A 17,524-nucleotide genomic window follows, 5' to 3' on the forward strand; every position below is an offset into this window, starting at 1 on the left:
GTGCCTGCTGTCGCGAGCGTCGCGTCTATCGCCGCGGGCGTGCCGGGCCGGGCACGGTGACGCGCGCGGTGATCAGCTCGTCGGGCACCGGGGTGTGCGAGATCAGCAGCACGGCGCGTCCGTCTTCGGCGGCCGTCTCCAGGATGTCGCGGACCAGCTGCTCGCCCTGGGCTTCGTCGACGTTCGCGGTCGGTTCGTCGACGATGAGCACCGGGAAATCCGCGAGCAGTGCGCGGGCCAGCGCGATCCGCTGGGCCTGGCCGCCCGAGACCAGGGCGCCCTGCTCCCCCACCCGAGCGTCGAGGCCGCCGCGCTGACGGGTCCAGGCGCCCAGGCCCACCCGGCCGAGAACGGCCAGAAGGTCGTCGTCGGTGGCGGTGTCGCGGGCGAAGAGCAGGTTCTGACGGATGCTGTCGTCGAAGAGCCAGGGGCGCTGCTCGCACAGTCCGACGCGCGCCCGCACCGCGTCCTGGGGCAGCGTGCGCGCCTCGACGCCGTCGAGCCGGTAGGAGCCCGTGTAGTCGAGGAAGCGCACCAGGACCAGGGTGAGGGTGCTCTTTCCGGCGCCGCTCGGGCCGAAGAGGTGCACCCGGTCGCCGGGCGCCAGGCGCAGGGTGACGTCGGTGAGCGCCGGGGCATCCGTGCCGGGCCAGCTCGCGCCCAGGCCGGCCAGTTCGAGGACCGGCCGCGCGCCCACGGTGACGCCGACGCCGGGTGGGGTGTCGAGCGGGGTGTCCAGCAGCGCATCGAGCGAGGCATCGAGTGGGATCTCCGGCGGGACCTCCGCCGGGACGGCCGAGGTCACCCGGCGGGCGCTGGAGCGCACCTGCCGCCACACGCCGAGCGCCAGGGGGATCAGGCCGAACACCTCGAAGACCGCCATCGGCACGAGGACGACGACGGCGAAGCCCGGCCCGGTCAGTGCGCCGGCCCCGGTGACCAGGCCCGCACCGTCGGGCCCGGAGTTGAGGAGCTCCGGGATGCCGACCCACAGGGCCCCGACGGTCGCGGCGCCCGCGAACAGGGACAGCACGGCGCCCTGCACGCCCACGCCCAGTGAGCGACGCAGGGAGGCCCGGCGCAACCGGTCGTCGGCCGCCGCCAGGGTGTCCAGCCGCCCGGGGAGGGCGCCGAAGGCGGTGAGCACGTCGAGGTTCTCGACGACCTCGAGCACCTCGCCCGCGAGGGCTCCACGCAGGGGGGCGAGTTCCCGCTCCGACCGGGCGGACAGGGCGCTGGAGGCAAGCGTCGCGACGACGCCGGCGAGGAGGAGGGCCAGGGCCAGCGTCAGGGCGGCCGCCGGGAGCACCAGCCAGACCCCGAACACGCTCAGGGCCGCGAGGATGCCGGCGGTCGCGAGCGGCTGCACGACCCGCAACGGCAGGTCCTGCAGGTCGTCGACGTCGCGGACGAGGCGGGTGAGCAGGTCCCCGCGGCCGGTGTTCGAGAGCCCGGCCGGGGCGAGGGGCACGAGCCGGGCGAACACGCCCAGGCGCAGGTCGGCGAGCTGGCGGAAGGCGGCGTCGTGGCTGGCCAGCCGTTGCAGGTACCGGAAGGCGGACCGGCCCAGGGCGAAGGCCCGCACGCCGACGACGGCCATCGAGAGGAACATGATCGGCGGCTGTTCGGCGGCGCGGGTGATCAGCCAGGCTGAGGAGGCCAGCAGGGCCACCGCGAAGATCGCGCTCGCCACGCCGGCGGCCAGGCCGGGGGCGAACCGGCGCGCGCGCGGCTGGGCGAGCCGGAGCACCGTCCGCACCGCCGACGGGTCCGCGTTCCCAGACCCACAGGTCTCCGGCGCGGGTTTTTCAGGCACGGTGTTTTCCGGCACGGTGTTTTCCGGCACGGTGTTTTCCGGCACGGTGTTTTCCGGCACGGTGTCTTCCGGCACGGTGTCTTCGGGCACGGTTTGCTCAGACATGGGCCACCTCACTCAGCTGCACGATCTGGTCGGCGGCGGCGCGCAGGGCGGGGCGGTGGGTGACCACGATCACGATCCGCCCCTCGTCGGCCAGTCGGCGCAGCCCTGCGGCGAGTAGCGTCTCCGCCGCGGCGTCGAGGGCCGAACTGGGTTCGTCGAGCACCACGATGGAGCAGCCGTGGGTGCGGGCACGGTAGATCGCCCGCGCCGCGGCGACCCGCTGGGACTGCCCGCCGGACAGCCCCGCCCCGGCGACGCCGAGCAGCGTGTCCGGGGCCAGGTCGGCCGCCCCGGCCCAGGCCAGTGCGGTCGTCACCGCGGCCGGGTCGACGGATGCGTCGCCGAGGGCAAGATTGTCGGCGATCGTTCCCTGGAAGAGTCCGGGTCGCTGCCCGGCCCAGGCCAGCTGGGGCCGGCCGGTGCCCGGGGTCAGGGCGCGGTCGCCGAGGCTGATGCGGCCCTCGAACGGGACGAAACCCTGCAGGGCCGCCACCAGGGTGGATTTTCCGGCTCCGCTCGGGCCGACGACCACGGCCAGCTGCCCCGGGCGGAAGACGGCGCTGAAATCGGACACCGTGGCATCCGTGCCCCGCCGGATCGTGACCTGTTCGAACCGGAGCGGGCCGCCCGGCTTCGGCAGCACCGGGCTCGGCGACGGGACCGGGACGGACGCGGAGACCGGGGCCGGGACCGGCGCGGAGTCCGGCCGGCCCTCGTCGAGGAGGGCGAAGACCTCTTCGGAGGCCGCGAGCCCGTCGGCCGCGGCGTGGAACTGGGCGCCGACCTGGCGCACGGGCAGGAACGCCTCCGGGGCCAGCAGCAGCACGAAGAGCCCGACCCCGAGGGAGAGGCTGCCATCCACCAGACGCAGGCCGATCGACACGGCGACGAGGGCCACCGACAGGCTGGCCGCCAGTTCCAGCACGAAGCCGCTGAGGAAGGAGACCCGCAGCACCTTCATGGTGCGCGTGCGGTAGTCGTCGGTGATGGTGCGCACCCGCTCGAACTGGCGGGCCTGCCGGCCGTAGATCTTCAGTGTGCCGAGGCCCCCGACCAGGTCGAGGAACCCGGTGGACAGTCGGTGCAGGGAGTCCCATTGCTGACGCTGTACGGCCAGGGTGGCCTGGCCGATCAGAATCATGAAGACCGGGATGAACGGCAGCACCACGATCACGGTGATCCCGCTGGGCAGGTCCTGCCAGAGCATGACCAGGATCAGCAGGGGCGTGGCGATGCCGGCGAGCAGCAGCTGGGGCAGGTAACGGGCGAAGTAGTTTTCCAGCGCGTCAAGGCCCTGCGTCACCAGGGTGGCCACGCTCGCGCTCTGCCGGCCGGCCAGCCAGTCGGGGCCCCGTTCGGCGAGCCGGTCGAGCACCTGGCGCCGCAGCTGGCTCTTGACCGAGGCCGCCCCGCGGGTGGCGGCGACCTCGAGCAGCCAGACCAGCACCGCGCGCACGACGACGACGCCGGCGAGGGCGCCGATCGTGCCGGCCAGTTCGCTCCTCTGCGCGCCGGCCACCGCGAGCGTGATGCTCTGGCTGAGCAGCCAGGAGAACGCGATCACCGTGACGGTCTGCGCCAGCCCGAGCACGGCTCCGGCTGCCAGGAACCACCGGGCGGCGGTCGCGTAGCGGAGAAGCCGGGGATCGAGAGGGCGCATCCGTTTCAGTTTACGGCGGATTCAATGTGCGGCGGACTCAGCGAAGGGCGGACTCAGTGGACGGCGGAGTCTACCGCCGCCGTCACGGTCTTCCGGCTGACCCGCTTGCGCAGCACCCAGTAGGTCCAGCCCTGGTAGAGCAGGATGACCGGCATCGCGAACAGGGCCGTCCAGCTCATCACCTGGAGTGTGTACGGCGTCGACGAGGCGTTGTCGATGGTCAGGCTGTTGGCCGCGTCGTTGCTCGCCGGCATCACGTCGGGGAACAGGGAGGCGAAGAGCGTCAGCACGGCGAAGGCGATCGTCGCCGCCATCAGCGTGAACGCCCAGCCCTCCGACCCGCGCAGATTTGCGAGGAACGACGCGATCAGCGCGGCCGCCGCGACGCCCGCGAAGACGGCCGTCGCGACGCTGCCGAAGACCAGCGTGGTCCAGAGCAGGAAGGACGCGGCGACCAGGATCGTCACGAGGCCGGCCTTCACGGCCAGCTTCTGGGCCCGCTGACGGATGTCGCCCTCCGTCTTCAGGGAGATGAACACCACGCCGTGGGCGAAGAAGAGCAGGAGCGTGGTCAGCCCGCCGAGCAGGGCGTACGGGTTCAGCAGGTCGAAGAAGGTGCCGATGTAGTTGTGCCCGGCATCCAGCTGCACGCCCTGGACGACGTTGGCGAAGGCCACGCCCCAGAGCAGGGCGGGGACCGCGGACCCCACGACGATCATGAGGTCGAAGCGCGCCTTCCATACGGATTCGGGCCGCTGGTGGCGGTATTCGAACGACACGCCGCGCACGATCAGCGCGAGCAGGATCACGAGCAGGGCCAGGTAGAACCCGCTGAACATCGTCGCGTACCATTCCGGGAATGCCGCGAAGAGCGAGGCCCCGGCGACGATGACCCAGGTTTCGTTCAGGTCCCAGACCGGGCCGATGGTGTTGATGATGACGCGACGGTCGAGGTCGTCCTTGCCGAGGAAGGGCAGGGACATCCCGACGCCGAAGTCGAAGCCGTCGAGCACGAAGTAGCCGATGAACATCGCGGCGATGATCCAGAACCAGAGAATGTTGAGTTCCATCATGAGCTCCTAGTACACCGTGACCTGTGGCTTGACCTGGCCCGAAACCGGGTCGGGAACCGGCGCGGGGGCGGGTCCCTTCTTCACAGCCTGGAGGATCAGTTTGAATTCGACGACGGCGAGGATGCCGTAGATCAGTGTGAACGCGACCAGCGAGATCAGGATCTCGAGACCGCTGACATTGGGCGACACCCCGTCCTGGGTGCGCAGCAGCCCGAACACGAGCCAGGGCTGGCGGCCCATCTCGGTGAAGACCCAGCCGACGCTCATGGCGAGCAGCGAGAACGGGAAGCTCCAGATGGCGACCTTCCAGATCCACGCGGCCTTCGGGGTGCGCCCGTTGCGGGTCAGCCAGAGCCCGACGACGGCGACCAGGATGTGCGCGATGCCGAGACCGATCATCCAGCGGAACGCCCAGTAGGTGATCCAGATCGTGGGCGTGTAATCGCCCGGGCCGTACAGGGTCACGTACTGCGCCTGCAGGTTGTCGATGCCCTCGACGGTGCCGTCCAGGGTGTGCGTCGACAGGAATGACAGGAGGTAGGGGATGCGCACGGAGAACAGCTCGCTGACACCGTCCGGGGTGCCGAGGGTGAAGATGGAGAAGGAGGCGTTGGCCCCGGTCGCCGTCTTGTACATGGCCTCGGCGGCCGCCATCTTCATGGGCTGCGCCGCGGTCATCGCCAGGCTCAGCGAGTCGCCGAAGAAGGTCGTCAGCGCGCCGGAGATGACCATCATCCACATCCCGAATTTGAGAGCGGGACGCATGGTGTCCTCGTTCTGCTTGCGGGCCAGGTGCCAGGCGGCCACCGAGATGACGAGGCCGGATGACACCATGAAGCAGGCGAAGATCGTGTGCGGGAACGAGGCCAGGGCGATCGGATTCGTCAGCAACTCGCCGATATCCGTCAGCTCCGCTCGCCCGCGCGTCTCGTTGATGCGGAAGGCGATCGGGTTCTGCATGAACGCGTTCGCGGCCAGGATGAAGTAGGCGGAGGCGATGCTGCCGGCGACGGTCAGCCAGATCGTCGCCAGGTGAAGGCCGCGCGGCAGCTTGTCCCAGCCGAAGATCCACAGCCCGATGAAGGTGGCTTCAAGGAAGAACGCGGTGATCCCCTCGAACGCGAGCGGGGCGCCGAAGACGTCACCGACGAAGCGGGAGTAATCGGACCAGTTCATCCCGAACTGGAATTCCTGCACGATTCCGGTGACGACGCCCATGGCGAAGTTGATCAGGAAGATCTTGCCGAAGAAGTGGGTGAGCTGCAGGTACTTGGCCTTGTCCGTGCGCACCCAGGCGGACTGGAAGATCGCCACGGTCAGCGCGAGGCCGATCGTCAGCGGGACGAACAGGAAATGGTAGACGGTGGTCAGACCGAACTGCCATCTCGACAGGAGTAAGGGATCCAGCCACTCGTTCATGCGCCCTCCAGCGACTTCGGTTTCTACAATACGTAGAAGACATTACCCTTCTACCCGCCGTAGAACTGCGGTATTCATCCTTGTTACACTCCCCCTTATGGGGAATTTGGGCGTGCTCGAGAGACTGCTGATGGATGTGCTCTGGGACTCCGGGGAGTCCCTGCCCGCCACGGACCTGCGCGACCGGCTGCTCACCCCGGCGGCCGTGGCGGCCAGCAAGAAGCCCCTGGCCACCACGACGGTGCTGACCGTGCTGTCCCGGCTGGAAACGAAGGGCTTCGTGACCCGCGACCGGGACGCGCGCCCGCACCGGTACCGGGCGGTCACGACCCGGGCCGAACACACCGCCGAGTTGATGCACGAGGTGCTCGGGTCGGCTCCCGACCGCCAGGCGGCCCTGGCCCGGTTCATCGGCAACGTCAGCCCCGCGGAGGCCGAGGCGCTGCGGCACCTCCTCGGCACCATCAGAACGAGCACCCCCGCGACGAACACCAGCAGCGCGAGCACCAGCAGCACCAGCACCAGCACCAGCACCAGCACCAGCACCATCCGCCGCGAGTGAGTCGCGTGCAGCCGGGATCCGCGTGCTCGTCACCGCGATAGGCCTGATGGTCGTGGCCGTCGCCCTCGCCGGCCCGATCCCGATCCTCCTGGCCGGTGCGCGCTGGCCGGTGGGCTCCCCCGTTCTCGCCCTGACGCTGTGGCAGTCCATCGCCCTGGCCGGCGGCCTGTCCATGATCGGCTCGCTCCTCGCCTTCGGGCTCCTCCCCTTCGGCAGCGACCTGCCGGGCGGCATCCGTTCGCTGGCCGGGCATCTCGGGGCCGGTACCCTTCCGGCCGGCACGACGCTCACGTCGGTGCTGATGCTGTGCGGGGCCCTGATCCTCGGCGGTCACCTGCTGCTGAACCTCGCGGCGACCTTCTTTCGCGCGGAACGGCAGCACCGGCGGCACCATCATCTGATCGGTCTGCTCAGCCATCCGGTGCCGGACAGACCGGGGATGCACGTCATCGACCATGACGCGCCCGTGGCCTACTGCCTGCCCGGCGCGGCCCGGTCGGCGACCGTCCTGTCGATGGGCCTGCTCCGGCTGCTCGACGAGGACCAGTTGCGCGGGGTGATCGAGCATGAGCGCGCCCACCTGCTGCAGCAGCACCATCTCGTGCTGCTCGCGTTCAAGTCCTGGCACAGCTCCCTGCCGTGGTTTCCCATCGCCAATCGCGCCGAGAACGCGGTCGCCCTGCTGGTGGAGATGCTCGCCGACGACCGGGCCAGGCGCGTGGTGCCCGACCGCACGCTGGCGACCGCCATCGCGCTGGTCGGGTCGGCGCACCAGGTGGACCCGCTGGGCGGGGACGTCGTCCCGGGCGGCGGCCCCGACCATCCGTTCGACCTCGTCACCCCGCGGGTGCGCCGGCTGCTCACGCCTCCGCCGGCCCTGCCGCTCCCCGTCGTCGTGGCCGCAGTGGCGTGTTCGGCGTCGCTCCTGGTGCTGCCGACGCTGCTCATCTTCGCTGCCTGAGCGTCGCTGCCTGACCGCCGCGCGAACCAATTCGACGGAGATTCTCGGCTTCCGGACCGTTTTGGGCCGAAAACCGGCCCGTGGGCGCAGAATCTCCGTCGAATTGGTGAGGGATGCCTAGAAGAGGTTCGCCTGCTTGAGCCAGGCGGCCGCGATCTTCTCGGCCGAGAGCTGGTCGTTCACGCTCTCGGAGTTGAGGCTGACCAGGTCTTCGGCGCTCAGGGCGGCACTGACCTTGTTCAGCACCGCGGCGGCCCTGTCGTCGACCTTCTTGGACACGACGGGCACGACGTTGTCCGGGAAGAACAGCCCGTCGGGGTCTTGCAGGGCCACGAGGTTGTCCGACTTGATGTTGGGGCTGGCCGTGTAGATGTTAGCCAGCTGGATGTCGTTGTCGACCAGGGCCTTGACGGTGAGCGGGCCGCCGCCATCCTCGACCGGCTTGAACCCGGCGGTCTCGATGCCGTACTTCTCCTTGAGCGCCGTCGGCCCGTAGGGCCGGGTCTCCAGCTCGGAGTTGCCGCCCACCGTGATCGGCTCGGTCACGTTCTTGAGCGACGCGATGTCCGTCAGCTTGTACTTGTCGGCGAAGGCCTGCGTCACGGTCCAGGAGTTCTGGTCCGTCGCGGCCGCCATGTCCAGCACGCTCAGGCCCTTCGGTAGCGCATCCTGCAGTTCGGCGTAGGTCTCGGCGGCGGTGCCGCCGGCGGCCTTCGAGTCGAGAGCCTGCAGCAGGCTTCCGGTGTATTCGGGGAAGACGTCGATGGCCCCGCCCTTGATCTCGGGCAGGTAGACCTCGCGCTGGCCGATTTTGAACTGGCGGTCGACCGTCACGCCGTTCGCCTCGAGCGCCTGGGCATAGATTTCGGCGACGATTTCGTTGGAGTAGTAGTCCTGGGAACCGACGACCAGGGTCCCGGAATCACCGGAGCCGGAACTTCCGGAGTCCAGCGGGTCACCGGACGCACACCCTGCAAGGGCTACGACGGCCCCAACCGCGACCGCGGCGACTGCCGCGAGCCGGCCTTTATTCACTGTGAACATTAGTGGTTTCCTTCCGTGATGGCGGGTTCCATCCCCGGGCTGGGTCTGGCTGACCTGGCCCGGTCGACTGGGAGGCGTCCGGACGCAACACCTCTAGGGACGACAAGTCTCTGCACAACGGTGAATATTCCCTCGAGCGCGAAAGCGAGCAGGATGACGAGGATGGATCCGCCGAGCATCTCCCCATAGTCTCTCGTCTTGAGGCCGGCGAACAGGAACCGGCCGAGTCCGAAATCCGCCACATACGCGGCCAGGGTCGCTGTGGCGACGACCTGGAGGGTGGCGGACCGCAACCCGGCGATCAGCAGCGGCAGGCCCAGCGGGATCTCGACCGTGCGCACGATCTGGGCCTCGGACATGCCCACGGACCGCGCGGAGTCGATGACGGCCCGGTCGATCGCTTCGAAGCCCGTGTAGGCGCCCGCGAGGATCGGCGGGATCGCCAGCACGGTGAGCGCCACGTACGGGGCGCCGAGCCCGATCCCGATCCAGAGCGCCACCAGGGTGAGCAGCCCGAGGGTCGGGATGGCCCTGAGCCCGCCGGACGTGGCCACGGCCAGGCCGCGGCCACGGCCGGTGTGGCCGATGACGAACCCGCACGGGATGGCGATGGCGGAGGCCATCAGCAGCGCCACGACGGTGAAGCCGAGGTGCTCGACCAGGCGCACGGAGATGCCGCCCGGCCCGGTGTAGTTGGCCGGGTCGAGGATCCAGTTCAGTGCGTCGACAAAGAGGTTCATGTGGTGACCTCGACGATCCGGGCCTCGCGCGCGGCGGCCCCGTTCGAGCCGGCCGGGCGCGTCCACGGCAGGGCGACCCGGCCGAGAACGACGAGCGCCCCGTCGAGCAGGAGCGCGACCAGCACGGTCGCCACAATGCCGGCGATGATTTCGGCCTCGATGCCGCGCTGGAAGCCATCCGTGAAGAGACTGCCGAGGCTCTGGGCGCCGATCACAGCCCCCACCGTGGCGAGGCTGACCGTGCTGACCGCCACGACCCGGAGGCCGGCGAGGAGAACGGGGCCGGAGAGCGGCAGTTCCACCTGCCAGAAGATGCTCCAGCCGGAGTAGCCGAGCGCGACGGCCGACTGGCGCACGTCCGCGTCCACGGATGCCAGGCCGTCGGCCACCACGCGCACCATCAGCGCCACGCCGTAGAGGGTCAGGGCGATGACCAGGTTCAGGGGCGATCGGAGGCTGGTGCCCACGATGGCCGGGAGCACGAAGAAGAGCGGCAGGGACGGGATGGCGTAGAGTAGCCCGCTGACGGTCAGGATGACGCCCCGGCTGAGCCGGTACCGGTTCGCGAGCCAGCCGAGCGGCAGCGCGATCAGGAAGCTGAAGACGATCGGCGGCACGCTGAGGACGAGGTGATCGAGGGTGCGATCCCAGATGAGGTCCAGATTCGACCAGATCCAGGTCACTGCGGCTCCCCACCCTGCGCCGGAGCACCCGGCCCCGGGAACGGGCCGGCCTTTGTCTCGTGGGGCCGGCCGCCGGGCACTAGTACTCCGGCCAGACGCCCCTCGCTGTCAACGAGGACGTCACCGTCGCCCCGGCGCTCCAGATGCAGGGCGCGCTTGCCGCGGTCGGCTCCGACGAAGCTGGCCACGAAATCGTCGGCCGGGTTGGCCAGGATCTCGGCCGGCGAGCCAATCTGCGCGATCCGGCCGCCCTCGCGCAGGATCACGACCTGGTCGCCCAGGAGAAACGCCTCCTCGATGTCGTGCGTGACGAAAACGACGGTCTTTCCGAGCTCGCTCTGCAGCCGGATCAGTTCCTGCTGCAGCTCCGCCCGAACGATCGGGTCGACGGCCCCGAAAGGCTCGTCCATCAGCAGGATGTTGGGGTTGACCGCGAGTCCACGGGCGACGCCCACCCTCTGCTGCTGTCCGCCGGACAGCTGGCTCGGGTACCGGTCCGCGAGGGAGCGGTCCAGGCCGACGGTGTCGAGCAGGGCCAGGGCGTCCTGCCTGGCATTCTTCTTCGGCGTCCCGCGCAGGAGGGGCACGGTGGCCACATTGTCGATCACGGTGCGGTGCGGCAGCAGGCCGGAATTCTGCATCACATAGCCGATGCGGCGGCGGAGCTGCACGGGCTCGAGGGTGTGGATGCCGACGCCGTCGATCTCGATCGCGCCGGACGACGGGTCGACCATCCGGTTGATCATGCGCAACAGGGTGGTCTTGCCGGAACCCGACGACCCGACCAGCACCGTCGTCTGGTGTGACGGGAGGGTCAGGCTGAAGTCCTCAACGGCCAGGGTGCCGTCCGGGAACTGTTTGCTCACCGAGCGGAACTCGATCATGGAAGTCGCTTTCTAGGCGGTGCCCGGCCCGTAGTAGCCGAGGAGGTAATCCTGCATGACACGTCGGCATTCCGCGATGAAACGCTCGTCGCCCTGGGGGTTCGCCCGGAACGCGCGGGACAGGATCGAATCGGCCATCTCGACCGCAACTTCGAGGCGGAAAGTCAGCTCGGCGCCGCCAGCGAGGCCGAACTCCTCCGCGAGGACCACGGCCAGCTGCCGGGCGAAGAATCCGGAGTCGAGATCGGCGGTGATCGGGGACAGTTCACGGTCCGAGAAGTGCATGATGCGAAAACCCGGCTCGGAACGATACAGGTCGACGAAGGCCGTGATGGAGCAGTCGACGGCGTCCCACCAGGTCTGCGGGGAGCTCTGCTTGAGCTCATCCGCCACCCGCTGCCGGTACCGCTGCACCGCTCGCTCCCGCAGCGCCTGCAGCACGGCCACCCGGTCGGGGTAGTAGCGGTACACGGTACCGATCGACGCCCCGGCGCGCTCGGCCACCATCGCCGTGGTGATGCGGTCGAAGCCCACCTCGTCGACGACGACGGCAGCGGCGTCGAGCAGGCCGGACAGGCGTGCCGTGCTGCGCTGCTGAATTGGCTCGGTCCGAACCGTCTGGCCCGGTACGAAAGGATCCCCACCGAAAAGGTCACTGAGTGACACTTGTCCTCCTTGAAAGATAAGTCATCAGCCTACGGTGCAAAACACGCTCCGGATGCCAGGAACGGCGCGCCCCGCCGGTGAATGTGAGAAACCCGCGTTTTTTCCACGGATGCCGCCGCGCGCTGCCGATGCGGTTTCCGCCGCGGGCGCGGGTTTGACCGCGGCCGGCGCGTGCGAGACTAGGGACTGTGTCGACGTCTCCTCGAATCCTGCCCACGGGCGCACCCGCGAAGATGATGCATCGCGCGGCCCGCGTCGAGGATTGGCTGCATTTCAAGCGGGAACGCTCGGCCCGCAAACGCGGCTACCTGCCGACCGTCATCCCCTATGCCGGCTACGGCTCGACCGAGTGGGTGCGCATCCTCTGCCGCGTGCTCCTGGCCAAGCCGGAAAAGCCGGAGAAGCCGGCCAGAACGGTTCACCATCGTTGGCGGGCCGAGCGGCGGGACGCGGGCATTCGTGGCTGGCGCAGTTTCACCAGCGTGCCGGTCAACGACGTGACCGTGACCATCGAGATCAACGGCAGCACCCATCGCGTGCGCGCCGACCGCGGCGGCGTGGTCGACACGGTCGTCCAGGTGAAGCTCACGCCCGGCTGGCACGTGGCCCAGCTGCACACGGATGACGCGTTCCAGCCGGTCGACGCCCCCATCTTCATCGTTGCGCCCTCCGTGAGCCACGGCATCATCTCCGATATCGACGACACGGTCATGGTCACCACCCTCCCCCGGCCGCTGCTCGCCGCCTGGAACACCTTCGTGCTCGACGAGCATGCCCGCGTTCCGACCCCGGGCATGGCGGTTCTGCTGGACCGGCTGGCCGCCACCGCGGAGGGCGCCCCGATGATCTACCTCTCGACCGGCGCCTGGAACGTCGCTCCGACGCTGACCCGATTCCTGTCTCGCAACCTGTACCCCTCCGGGGCGCTCCTCCTCACCGACTGGGGCCCGACCCACGACCGCTGGTTCCGCAGCGGTCAGGATCACAAGCGGGCGAATCTGCGGCGCCTGGCCCAGGAGTTCCCGGAGATCCGCTGGATTCTGATCGGCGACGACGGCCAGCACGATGAGGCCATCTACGGCGAGTTCCAGCGGGACTTCCCCGGCAGCGTGGAGACGGTCGCGATCCGCCAGCTGTCGCCGGGTGAGGCCGTACTGGCCGGACGCCCGGCCAAGGCTGCCAAAGTCGTCACAGACACCGTGGAGGAGCCGCACGACCCGCGCTGGGTCTACGGCCCGGACGGCGCGAGCCTGGCTCGCCAGCTCGCGGAGCGCGGCCTGCTCTAGCCGGTCCCGCCCGTGGACCCTGGATGGCCTCGGAACGGACGTCAGGCCGCCAGGATACGATCCAGCCCCCGGTTGATCTGGCGCGCCCAGAGCGGCCCGCGGTAGAGGAAACCGGTGTACCCCTGCACGAGGGTGGCCCCGGCAGCGAGCCGTTCGGCGACCTGTTCGGCCGTTTCCACGCCCCCGACGGAGATCACGCAGAGGCTGGCCGGCACCGACGCCCGGATCAGGCGGAGCACGGCCAGGGACCGGGCGTGCAGCGGCGCGCCGGAGAGGCCGCCGGCGCCGGCGGCCAGGACGACGGCCGCATCCGTTTTCAGCCCGTCCCGGGACAGCGTGGTGTTGGTGGCGATGATGCCGTCGAGGCCAAGCGACACGGACAGTTCGGCGATGCGGGTGACCTCGTCGTCGCTGAGGTCGGGGGCGATCTTGACCAGCAGCGGGGTGGCACCGGCCTCGGCTTTGACCGCGCGCAGCAGCGGGGCGAGCTGGTCGAGTTCCTGCAGACCGCGCAGGCCGGGAGTGTTGGGCGAACTGACGTTGACCACGAGGTAGTCGGCCAGGGGCGCCAGCAGGGCGGCACTGGCCAGGTAGTCGGCCGTGGCGTCCTCCACCGGCGTGACCCGGCTCTTGCCGATGTTGATGCCGAGGACCGGGCGTCCACGCACGGCGCGCACCCGGGACAGGCGTACGCGGGCCGCGCGGGCGCCGTCGTTGTTGAACCCCATCCGGTTGATCACCGCACGGTCGGGGATCAGGCGGAACAGTCGCGGCGTCGGGTTTCCGGGCTGCGGGACGGCCGTGATCGTGCCGACCTCCACATGGCCGAAGCCGAGCTGACCGAGCCCGATGACGGCCTTTCCGTCTTTGTCGAATCCGGCGGCGAGGCCGAACGGCGACGCGAAATGCAGCCCGAGGGTGTCGACGCCGAGGTCCGTCCGGGGCCGGGTGAAGCGGTGCACGAGGCGGCCGAAGCCCAGCGCGGGCACGGCCCGGATCACCGAGAAGGCCAGGTGGTGCGCGCGTTCGGGGTCGAGCCGGGCAAAGAAGAGCGAGAAGACGAGCGGGTACACGGGACCTCTAAGGTTCGGTTCTGCGGTTCGGTTCTAGGGCTCGGTCGGGCCGGCAGCGGCCGCCGGGGCTGCGGCGGTGACGCCGTGCTCGATGCGGAGCTGGGAGATGGCGGCCTCGAAATCCTCGAGCGAGTCGAAGGCCTGGTAGACGCTGGCGAAGCGCAGGTAGGCCACCTCGTCGAGTTCGCGCAGCGGGAGCAGGATCGCCAGGCCGACGTCGTTCGCGTCGACCTGCGACGAGCCCGTCTGACGGATGGTCTCCTCGACCCGCTGGGCCAGCATGGCCAGGTCGGAATCGGTCACCGGGCGGCCCTGGCAGGCCTTGCGCACGCCGGCGACGATCTTGTCCCGGCTGAACGGTTCGACCACCCCGCTGCGCTTGACGATGTTCAGGCTGGCCGTCTCGGTGGTGCTGAACCGGCGGCCGCACTCCGGGCACTGCCGGCGCCTGCGGATCGAGAGTCCGTCGTCGCTCGTGCGCGAGTCGATGACTCGGGAGTCGGGGTGGCGACAGAACGGGCAGAACATTGTGCTGCCAGCCTACTCGGTGCCGAATTGCGCGGTGGCGAAACGCGCGGTGACGGCGTCCCCGTGGGCCGGCAGTGCCTCGGCGGCGGACAGGGCCGCGATGTGCCCGGCGACCTCGCGCAGGGCCTCCCGGGTGTACGTGACCACCTGCTGCGGGCGGAGGAAGGTGTAGGCGCCGAGCCCGGAGGAGAACCGGGCCTGCCCGCCCGTGGGCAGCACGTGGTTCGAGCCGGCCGCGTAGTCGCCGAGGCTGACCGGGGAGTGCGGGCCGAGGAAGATGGCGCCGGCGTTCTCGATCAGGGCGAGGACGGCTTCCGGGTCCCGGGTCTGGATCTCGAGGTGTTCCGGTCCGAAGGCGTTGCTGAACGCGGCCGCCGCGGCCACGTCGTCCACGAGCACGATCCCGGACTGCCGCCCGTTCAGCGACGCGGTGACGCGGGCACTGTGGGTGGTGGTCTCCATCAGCCCGACGAGGTGCTCGGCGACGGCGTCCGCGAGCACGGCCGAGTCGGTGACGAGCATGGCTGCGGCCAGTTCGTCGTGCTCGGCCTGGCTGACCAGGTCTGCCGCGACGAGTCGCGGGTCGGCGGAGGCATCCGCAATGACGAGGATGTCGGTGGGGCCGGCCTCGGAATCGATGCCGGTCACCCCGCGGACGAGGCGCTTCGCGGCGGCCACGTACACGTTGCCGGGTCCGGTGACGAGCTGCACCGGGTCGAGCCCGAGGCCGGGAACGCCGTAGGCGAATGCGCCGATGGCGCCGGCTCCGCCCATGGCGTAGATCTCGTCGATGCCGAGCAAACCGGCGACCGCGAGGATGGTGGGGTGCACGCGGCCGTCGAAGTGGCTCTGCGGCGGTGAGGCCAGCGCGATCGAGGACACGCCGGCGATCTGGGCGGGCACCACGTTCATCACGACGCTGGACGGGTAGACGGCCTTGCCGCCCGGCACATACAGGCCGACCCGGTTGACCGGCTGCCAGCGCTGCACGATGGTGGCGCCGTCGGCAATGGTGGTGGTCACGGTCGGCGGGACCTGGGCCGCGCTGGCGATGCGCACCCGGCGGATGGTCTCCTCGATGGCCGTGCGCACGGCGGGCTCCAGCCCGGCCAGCGCCTCGGCGACGTGGGAGGCGGGGACCCGCACGTGGGCCGGTCGCACCCGGTCGAGACGTTCCGCCTGGCCGAGGAGGGCATCCTCGCCCCTGGCCCGTACATCGTCGATCAGTTCGGCTGCGATATCGCTTGCCGCGGTCACGTCGGTGAGCGCGCGCGGGACGGCCGCAAGCAATTCCGCCGGAGTGGGCCGGGTCCCTCTGAGGTCAATAGTCTGGATCATCGCCTTCCAGCCTAGCGATCAACTCCCGCCCACCGGGAATAGTCTGAACGCCGAGGAGATTGAGTCACTGAGATGAACGACACCAAAACGCCCCAGAACGCCGCCGCACCAGCCGCCGTGCCAGCCGCCGTGCCAGCGGTGCCAGCCGCCGTTCCCCTGGCCGAGGACCCCAATGCGCCGCTGGACCTGGCCGCGTTCAAGCACGCCTTCCGGCGTCACGCCGCCGGCGTCGCCGTGGTCACCGCGTTGCGGCCCGACGGCACCCCGGTGGGGTTCACGGCCACATCACTGGCCTCCCTCTCGTCGGTCCCGCCCCTGGCCACCTTCAACATGGCCCGGTCGGCCAGCACCTGGCCTGCGATCGCCGAGAGCGACCGGGTCGTCATCCACATTCTCGGGGCGCGCAACCGCGGCGTCGCCGAGGTGATGTCCGGTCCGGCCGACAAACGCTTCGACGGCGACCACTGGCAACCCGGACCGCACGGCCTGCCCGTGCTGAAGGACGTCACCTCATGGATGGTGGGCCGGATCATCGAGCGCGTCCTGGTGCACAACAGCGCCGTGGTGGTCGTGAAGATCGAGTCCGGCGGCATGGGCGAGAACGACCAGGCCCTGCTCTATCACGAGCGCACCTACCGCGTGCCGGGGGCCGATGTCCAGCCCCGACGGGTCTAGCCCCGACTGGTCTTACTCGACCCGGCCTGGGCCTTCGCGTCCCTCAGGCGGCGGCGTTCGGCCTCGGCCACGGCGGCCACCTCGGGCGTGGGCGCGGTGCCCCCGAGGTGCCGCGGCTGCCACCATTGCCCCGCACCGTCGACCGGGTAGGCGGCCTGCAGTCCGTCGACGAGACCCTGGAGGGTGCCGTGGAGCGCCTGCGTCAACGATTGGGCGTCCTCCCCCGCAGCCGCCGATAATTCGGCGACCGTGAACGCCTCACCGACGGCGAAGCTGACCGGAACGCCGGATGCCTCGCGCAGCGATGGCTTGTGATTCTTGGTGAGCAGGCGGTGGCCGCCCCAGACGGCGATCGGGATGATCGGGACTCCGGCCTCGGCGGCCATCCGGACGGCGCCGCTCTTGAGTTCCCGCACGGTGAAGGACGCGTTCACGCCGCCCTCCGGAAACACTCCGAGCAGTTCTCCCTCCTTCAGCGCCTTCACGGCCTGGCCGTAGGCTTCCGCACCCGCCTTCATATCGACCGAGATGTGCCGCATTCCGCGTAGCAGCACCCCGACGAGCTTCTGGTCGAACGCGCCCTTTTTGGCCATGAAACGGATGTGACGCCGGTTCTTGTGCCACAGCATCCACTCGACCAGGGCGAAGTCCATGTAGCCGAAGTGGGTGATCGCCAGCACGGCTCCCCCGGTGTCCGGCAGGTTCTTCAGGCCCGTGACGGACGGCTTCAGGCGCAGCAGGCCGAAAACGGCCCGGCCGGCCGTGATCGCCGTCGTGTACAGGGGTTCACTCTCGCGCCGTGTCATGATCCAAGGCTACTGGTCGTCGCGGGTGATGTTCTTATGTTCGATGGCGTCGGCCATCTGGATTCGCGATTTCGTGGTCTTTCGCCATCGACGCGGGCCGCTCTCGAGCCAGGGTGGTGCCATCACCTCGGGCGAGCCCCGGACCATCCGGATCTGCCACCCGGTGCTGTCGAGCATCCGGTGATCGAACCAGCCCTGTTTTATC

The 17,524-nt window shown here is 69.8% G+C and carries 16 protein-coding genes and 2 pseudogenes; 4 read left to right on the forward strand and 14 right to left on the reverse strand.

The annotated features are described in order from the left end of the window. Window positions 1-25: 25 nt before the first annotated feature. From cydC to E3T42_RS05850, 4 genes are read right to left on the reverse strand one after another with little or no spacing between them, the layout of a single operon-like run. Window positions 26-1,921, reverse strand: a complete 1,896-nt coding sequence (gene cydC / locus E3T42_RS05835) for a thiol reductant ABC exporter subunit CydC (protein WP_134402638.1) — start codon at window positions 1,919-1,921, stop codon at window positions 26-28. Beyond that, window positions 1,914-3,581, reverse strand: coding sequence for a thiol reductant ABC exporter subunit CydD (cydD, locus tag E3T42_RS05840; RefSeq protein ID WP_134402639.1), 1,668 nt, complete (start codon window positions 3,579-3,581; stop codon window positions 1,914-1,916). Before cydD ends, cydC begins: the two co-directional genes overlap by 8 nt. A gap of 53 nt (window positions 3,582-3,634) precedes the next feature. Next, window positions 3,635-4,651, reverse strand: coding sequence for a cytochrome d ubiquinol oxidase subunit II (gene cydB, locus E3T42_RS05845; protein WP_134402640.1), 1,017 nt, complete (start codon window positions 4,649-4,651; stop codon window positions 3,635-3,637). 9 nt (window positions 4,652-4,660) lie between these two features. Continuing rightward, a complete protein-coding gene (locus E3T42_RS05850) occupies window positions 4,661-6,073 on the reverse strand; it encodes a cytochrome ubiquinol oxidase subunit I (protein WP_134365856.1) in 1,413 nt (470 codons plus the stop codon). Window positions 6,074-6,170: 97 nt separating this feature from the next. On the opposite strand from E3T42_RS05850, the pseudogene E3T42_RS05855 reads away from it, so the two are divergent. Next, window positions 6,171-6,533, forward strand: a pseudogene (locus tag E3T42_RS05855) (BlaI/MecI/CopY family transcriptional regulator); the annotation flags it as partial. A 124-nt stretch (window positions 6,534-6,657) separates the two neighbouring features. Beyond that, entirely contained in the window at window positions 6,658-7,596 is a 939-nt protein-coding gene (locus E3T42_RS05860; RefSeq protein WP_134402642.1) for a M56 family metallopeptidase, read from the forward strand. Between the two features lie 117 nt (window positions 7,597-7,713). Here E3T42_RS05860 and E3T42_RS05865 read toward each other — a convergent pair whose 3' ends face one another. The 5 genes from E3T42_RS05865 to E3T42_RS05885 are packed head-to-tail and all read right to left on the reverse strand — an operon-like array spanning window position 7,714 to window position 11,613. Next, complete coding sequence (locus E3T42_RS05865) at window positions 7,714-8,640, reverse strand: ABC transporter substrate-binding protein (protein ID WP_134402643.1); 927 nt, start codon at window positions 8,638-8,640, stop codon at window positions 7,714-7,716. Further along, complete coding sequence (locus tag E3T42_RS05870; protein WP_134365860.1) at window positions 8,640-9,380, reverse strand: ABC transporter permease; 741 nt, start codon at window positions 9,378-9,380, stop codon at window positions 8,640-8,642. The genes E3T42_RS05865 and E3T42_RS05870 overlap by 1 nt, the downstream gene beginning before the upstream one ends. Next, complete coding sequence (locus E3T42_RS05875; protein WP_134365861.1) at window positions 9,377-10,063, reverse strand: ABC transporter permease; 687 nt, start codon at window positions 10,061-10,063, stop codon at window positions 9,377-9,379. The genes E3T42_RS05870 and E3T42_RS05875 overlap by 4 nt, the downstream gene beginning before the upstream one ends. Continuing rightward, a complete protein-coding gene (locus tag E3T42_RS05880; RefSeq protein ID WP_134365862.1) occupies window positions 10,060-10,947 on the reverse strand; it encodes an ABC transporter ATP-binding protein in 888 nt (295 codons plus the stop codon). The genes E3T42_RS05875 and E3T42_RS05880 overlap by 4 nt, the downstream gene beginning before the upstream one ends. 12 nt (window positions 10,948-10,959) lie before the next feature. Beyond that, window positions 10,960-11,613 carry a TetR/AcrR family transcriptional regulator gene (locus E3T42_RS05885; protein ID WP_134365863.1) on the reverse strand — a complete coding sequence of 218 codons (654 nt, stop codon included), beginning with the start codon at window positions 11,611-11,613 and terminating at the stop codon, window positions 10,960-10,962. 233 nt (window positions 11,614-11,846) lie between these two features. Between E3T42_RS05885 and E3T42_RS05890 the strand changes: the two genes are divergently transcribed. Next, window positions 11,847-12,899 carry an App1 family protein gene (locus E3T42_RS05890; RefSeq protein WP_134365872.1) on the forward strand — a complete coding sequence of 351 codons (1,053 nt, stop codon included), beginning with the start codon at window positions 11,847-11,849 and terminating at the stop codon, window positions 12,897-12,899. A 41-nt stretch (window positions 12,900-12,940) separates the two neighbouring features. On the opposite strand, the gene E3T42_RS05895 is transcribed toward E3T42_RS05890, so the two are convergent. The 3 genes from E3T42_RS05895 to hisD are packed head-to-tail and all read right to left on the reverse strand — an operon-like array spanning window position 12,941 to window position 15,838. Next, a complete protein-coding gene (locus E3T42_RS05895) occupies window positions 12,941-13,972 on the reverse strand; it encodes a quinone-dependent dihydroorotate dehydrogenase (protein ID WP_134365864.1) in 1,032 nt (343 codons plus the stop codon). Window positions 13,973-14,005: 33 nt separating this feature from the next. After that, a complete protein-coding gene (nrdR, locus tag E3T42_RS05900) occupies window positions 14,006-14,500 on the reverse strand; it encodes a transcriptional regulator NrdR (protein WP_134365865.1) in 495 nt (164 codons plus the stop codon). Window positions 14,501-14,512: 12 nt separating this feature from the next. After that, entirely contained in the window at window positions 14,513-15,838 is a 1,326-nt protein-coding gene (gene hisD, locus E3T42_RS05905) for a histidinol dehydrogenase (protein ID WP_134402644.1), read from the reverse strand. 72 nt (window positions 15,839-15,910) lie between these two features. On the opposite strand from hisD, the gene E3T42_RS05910 reads away from it, so the two are divergent. After that, window positions 15,911-16,513, forward strand: a complete 603-nt coding sequence (locus E3T42_RS05910; protein ID WP_134402645.1) for a flavin reductase family protein — start codon at window positions 15,911-15,913, stop codon at window positions 16,511-16,513. Here E3T42_RS05910 and E3T42_RS05915 read toward each other — a convergent pair. Together E3T42_RS05915 and E3T42_RS16685 are read right to left on the reverse strand one after the other, a co-directional pair. Continuing rightward, window positions 16,510-17,319, reverse strand: a complete 810-nt coding sequence (locus tag E3T42_RS05915; RefSeq protein ID WP_134365868.1) for a 1-acyl-sn-glycerol-3-phosphate acyltransferase — start codon at window positions 17,317-17,319, stop codon at window positions 16,510-16,512. The two genes, E3T42_RS05910 and E3T42_RS05915, sit on opposite strands and share 4 nt — an antisense overlap. 9 nt (window positions 17,320-17,328) lie before the next feature. Beyond that, window positions 17,329-17,524, reverse strand: a pseudogene (locus E3T42_RS16685) (hypothetical protein); the annotation flags it as partial.

The sequence above is a fragment of the Cryobacterium sp. TMT4-10 genome, from assembly GCF_004403275.1.
In the GTDB taxonomy this organism is placed as follows: Bacteria; Actinomycetota; Actinomycetes; order Actinomycetales; family Microbacteriaceae; genus Cryobacterium; species Cryobacterium shii.

Excerpts from the sequence above, each read along its gene's own strand:
- cydC (WP_134402638.1), bottom strand. The coding sequence starts at position 1,921 with ATGTCTGAGCAAACCGTGCCCGAAGACACCGTGCCGGAAGACACCGTG.
- cydD (WP_134402639.1), bottom strand. The coding sequence starts at position 3,581 with ATGCGCCCTCTCGATCCCCGGCTTCTCCGCTACGCGACCGCCGCCCGG.
- cydB (WP_134402640.1), bottom strand. The coding sequence starts at position 4,651 with ATGGAACTCAACATTCTCTGGTTCTGGATCATCGCCGCGATGTTCATC.
- E3T42_RS05850 (WP_134365856.1), bottom strand. The coding sequence starts at position 6,073 with ATGAACGAGTGGCTGGATCCCTTACTCCTGTCGAGATGGCAGTTCGGT.
- E3T42_RS05865 (WP_134402643.1), bottom strand. The coding sequence starts at position 8,640 with ATGTTCACAGTGAATAAAGGCCGGCTCGCGGCAGTCGCCGCGGTCGCG.
- E3T42_RS05870 (WP_134365860.1), bottom strand. The coding sequence starts at position 9,380 with ATGAACCTCTTTGTCGACGCACTGAACTGGATCCTCGACCCGGCCAAC.
- E3T42_RS05880 (WP_134365862.1), bottom strand. The coding sequence starts at position 10,947 with ATGATCGAGTTCCGCTCGGTGAGCAAACAGTTCCCGGACGGCACCCTG.
- E3T42_RS05890 (WP_134365872.1), top strand. The coding sequence starts at position 11,847 with ATGATGCATCGCGCGGCCCGCGTCGAGGATTGGCTGCATTTCAAGCGG.
- nrdR (WP_134365865.1), bottom strand. The coding sequence starts at position 14,500 with ATGTTCTGCCCGTTCTGTCGCCACCCCGACTCCCGAGTCATCGACTCG.
- hisD (WP_134402644.1), bottom strand. The coding sequence starts at position 15,838 with ATGATCCAGACTATTGACCTCAGAGGGACCCGGCCCACTCCGGCGGAA.
- E3T42_RS05910 (WP_134402645.1), top strand. The coding sequence starts at position 15,911 with ATGAACGACACCAAAACGCCCCAGAACGCCGCCGCACCAGCCGCCGTG.
- E3T42_RS05915 (WP_134365868.1), bottom strand. The coding sequence starts at position 17,319 with ATGACACGGCGCGAGAGTGAACCCCTGTACACGACGGCGATCACGGCC.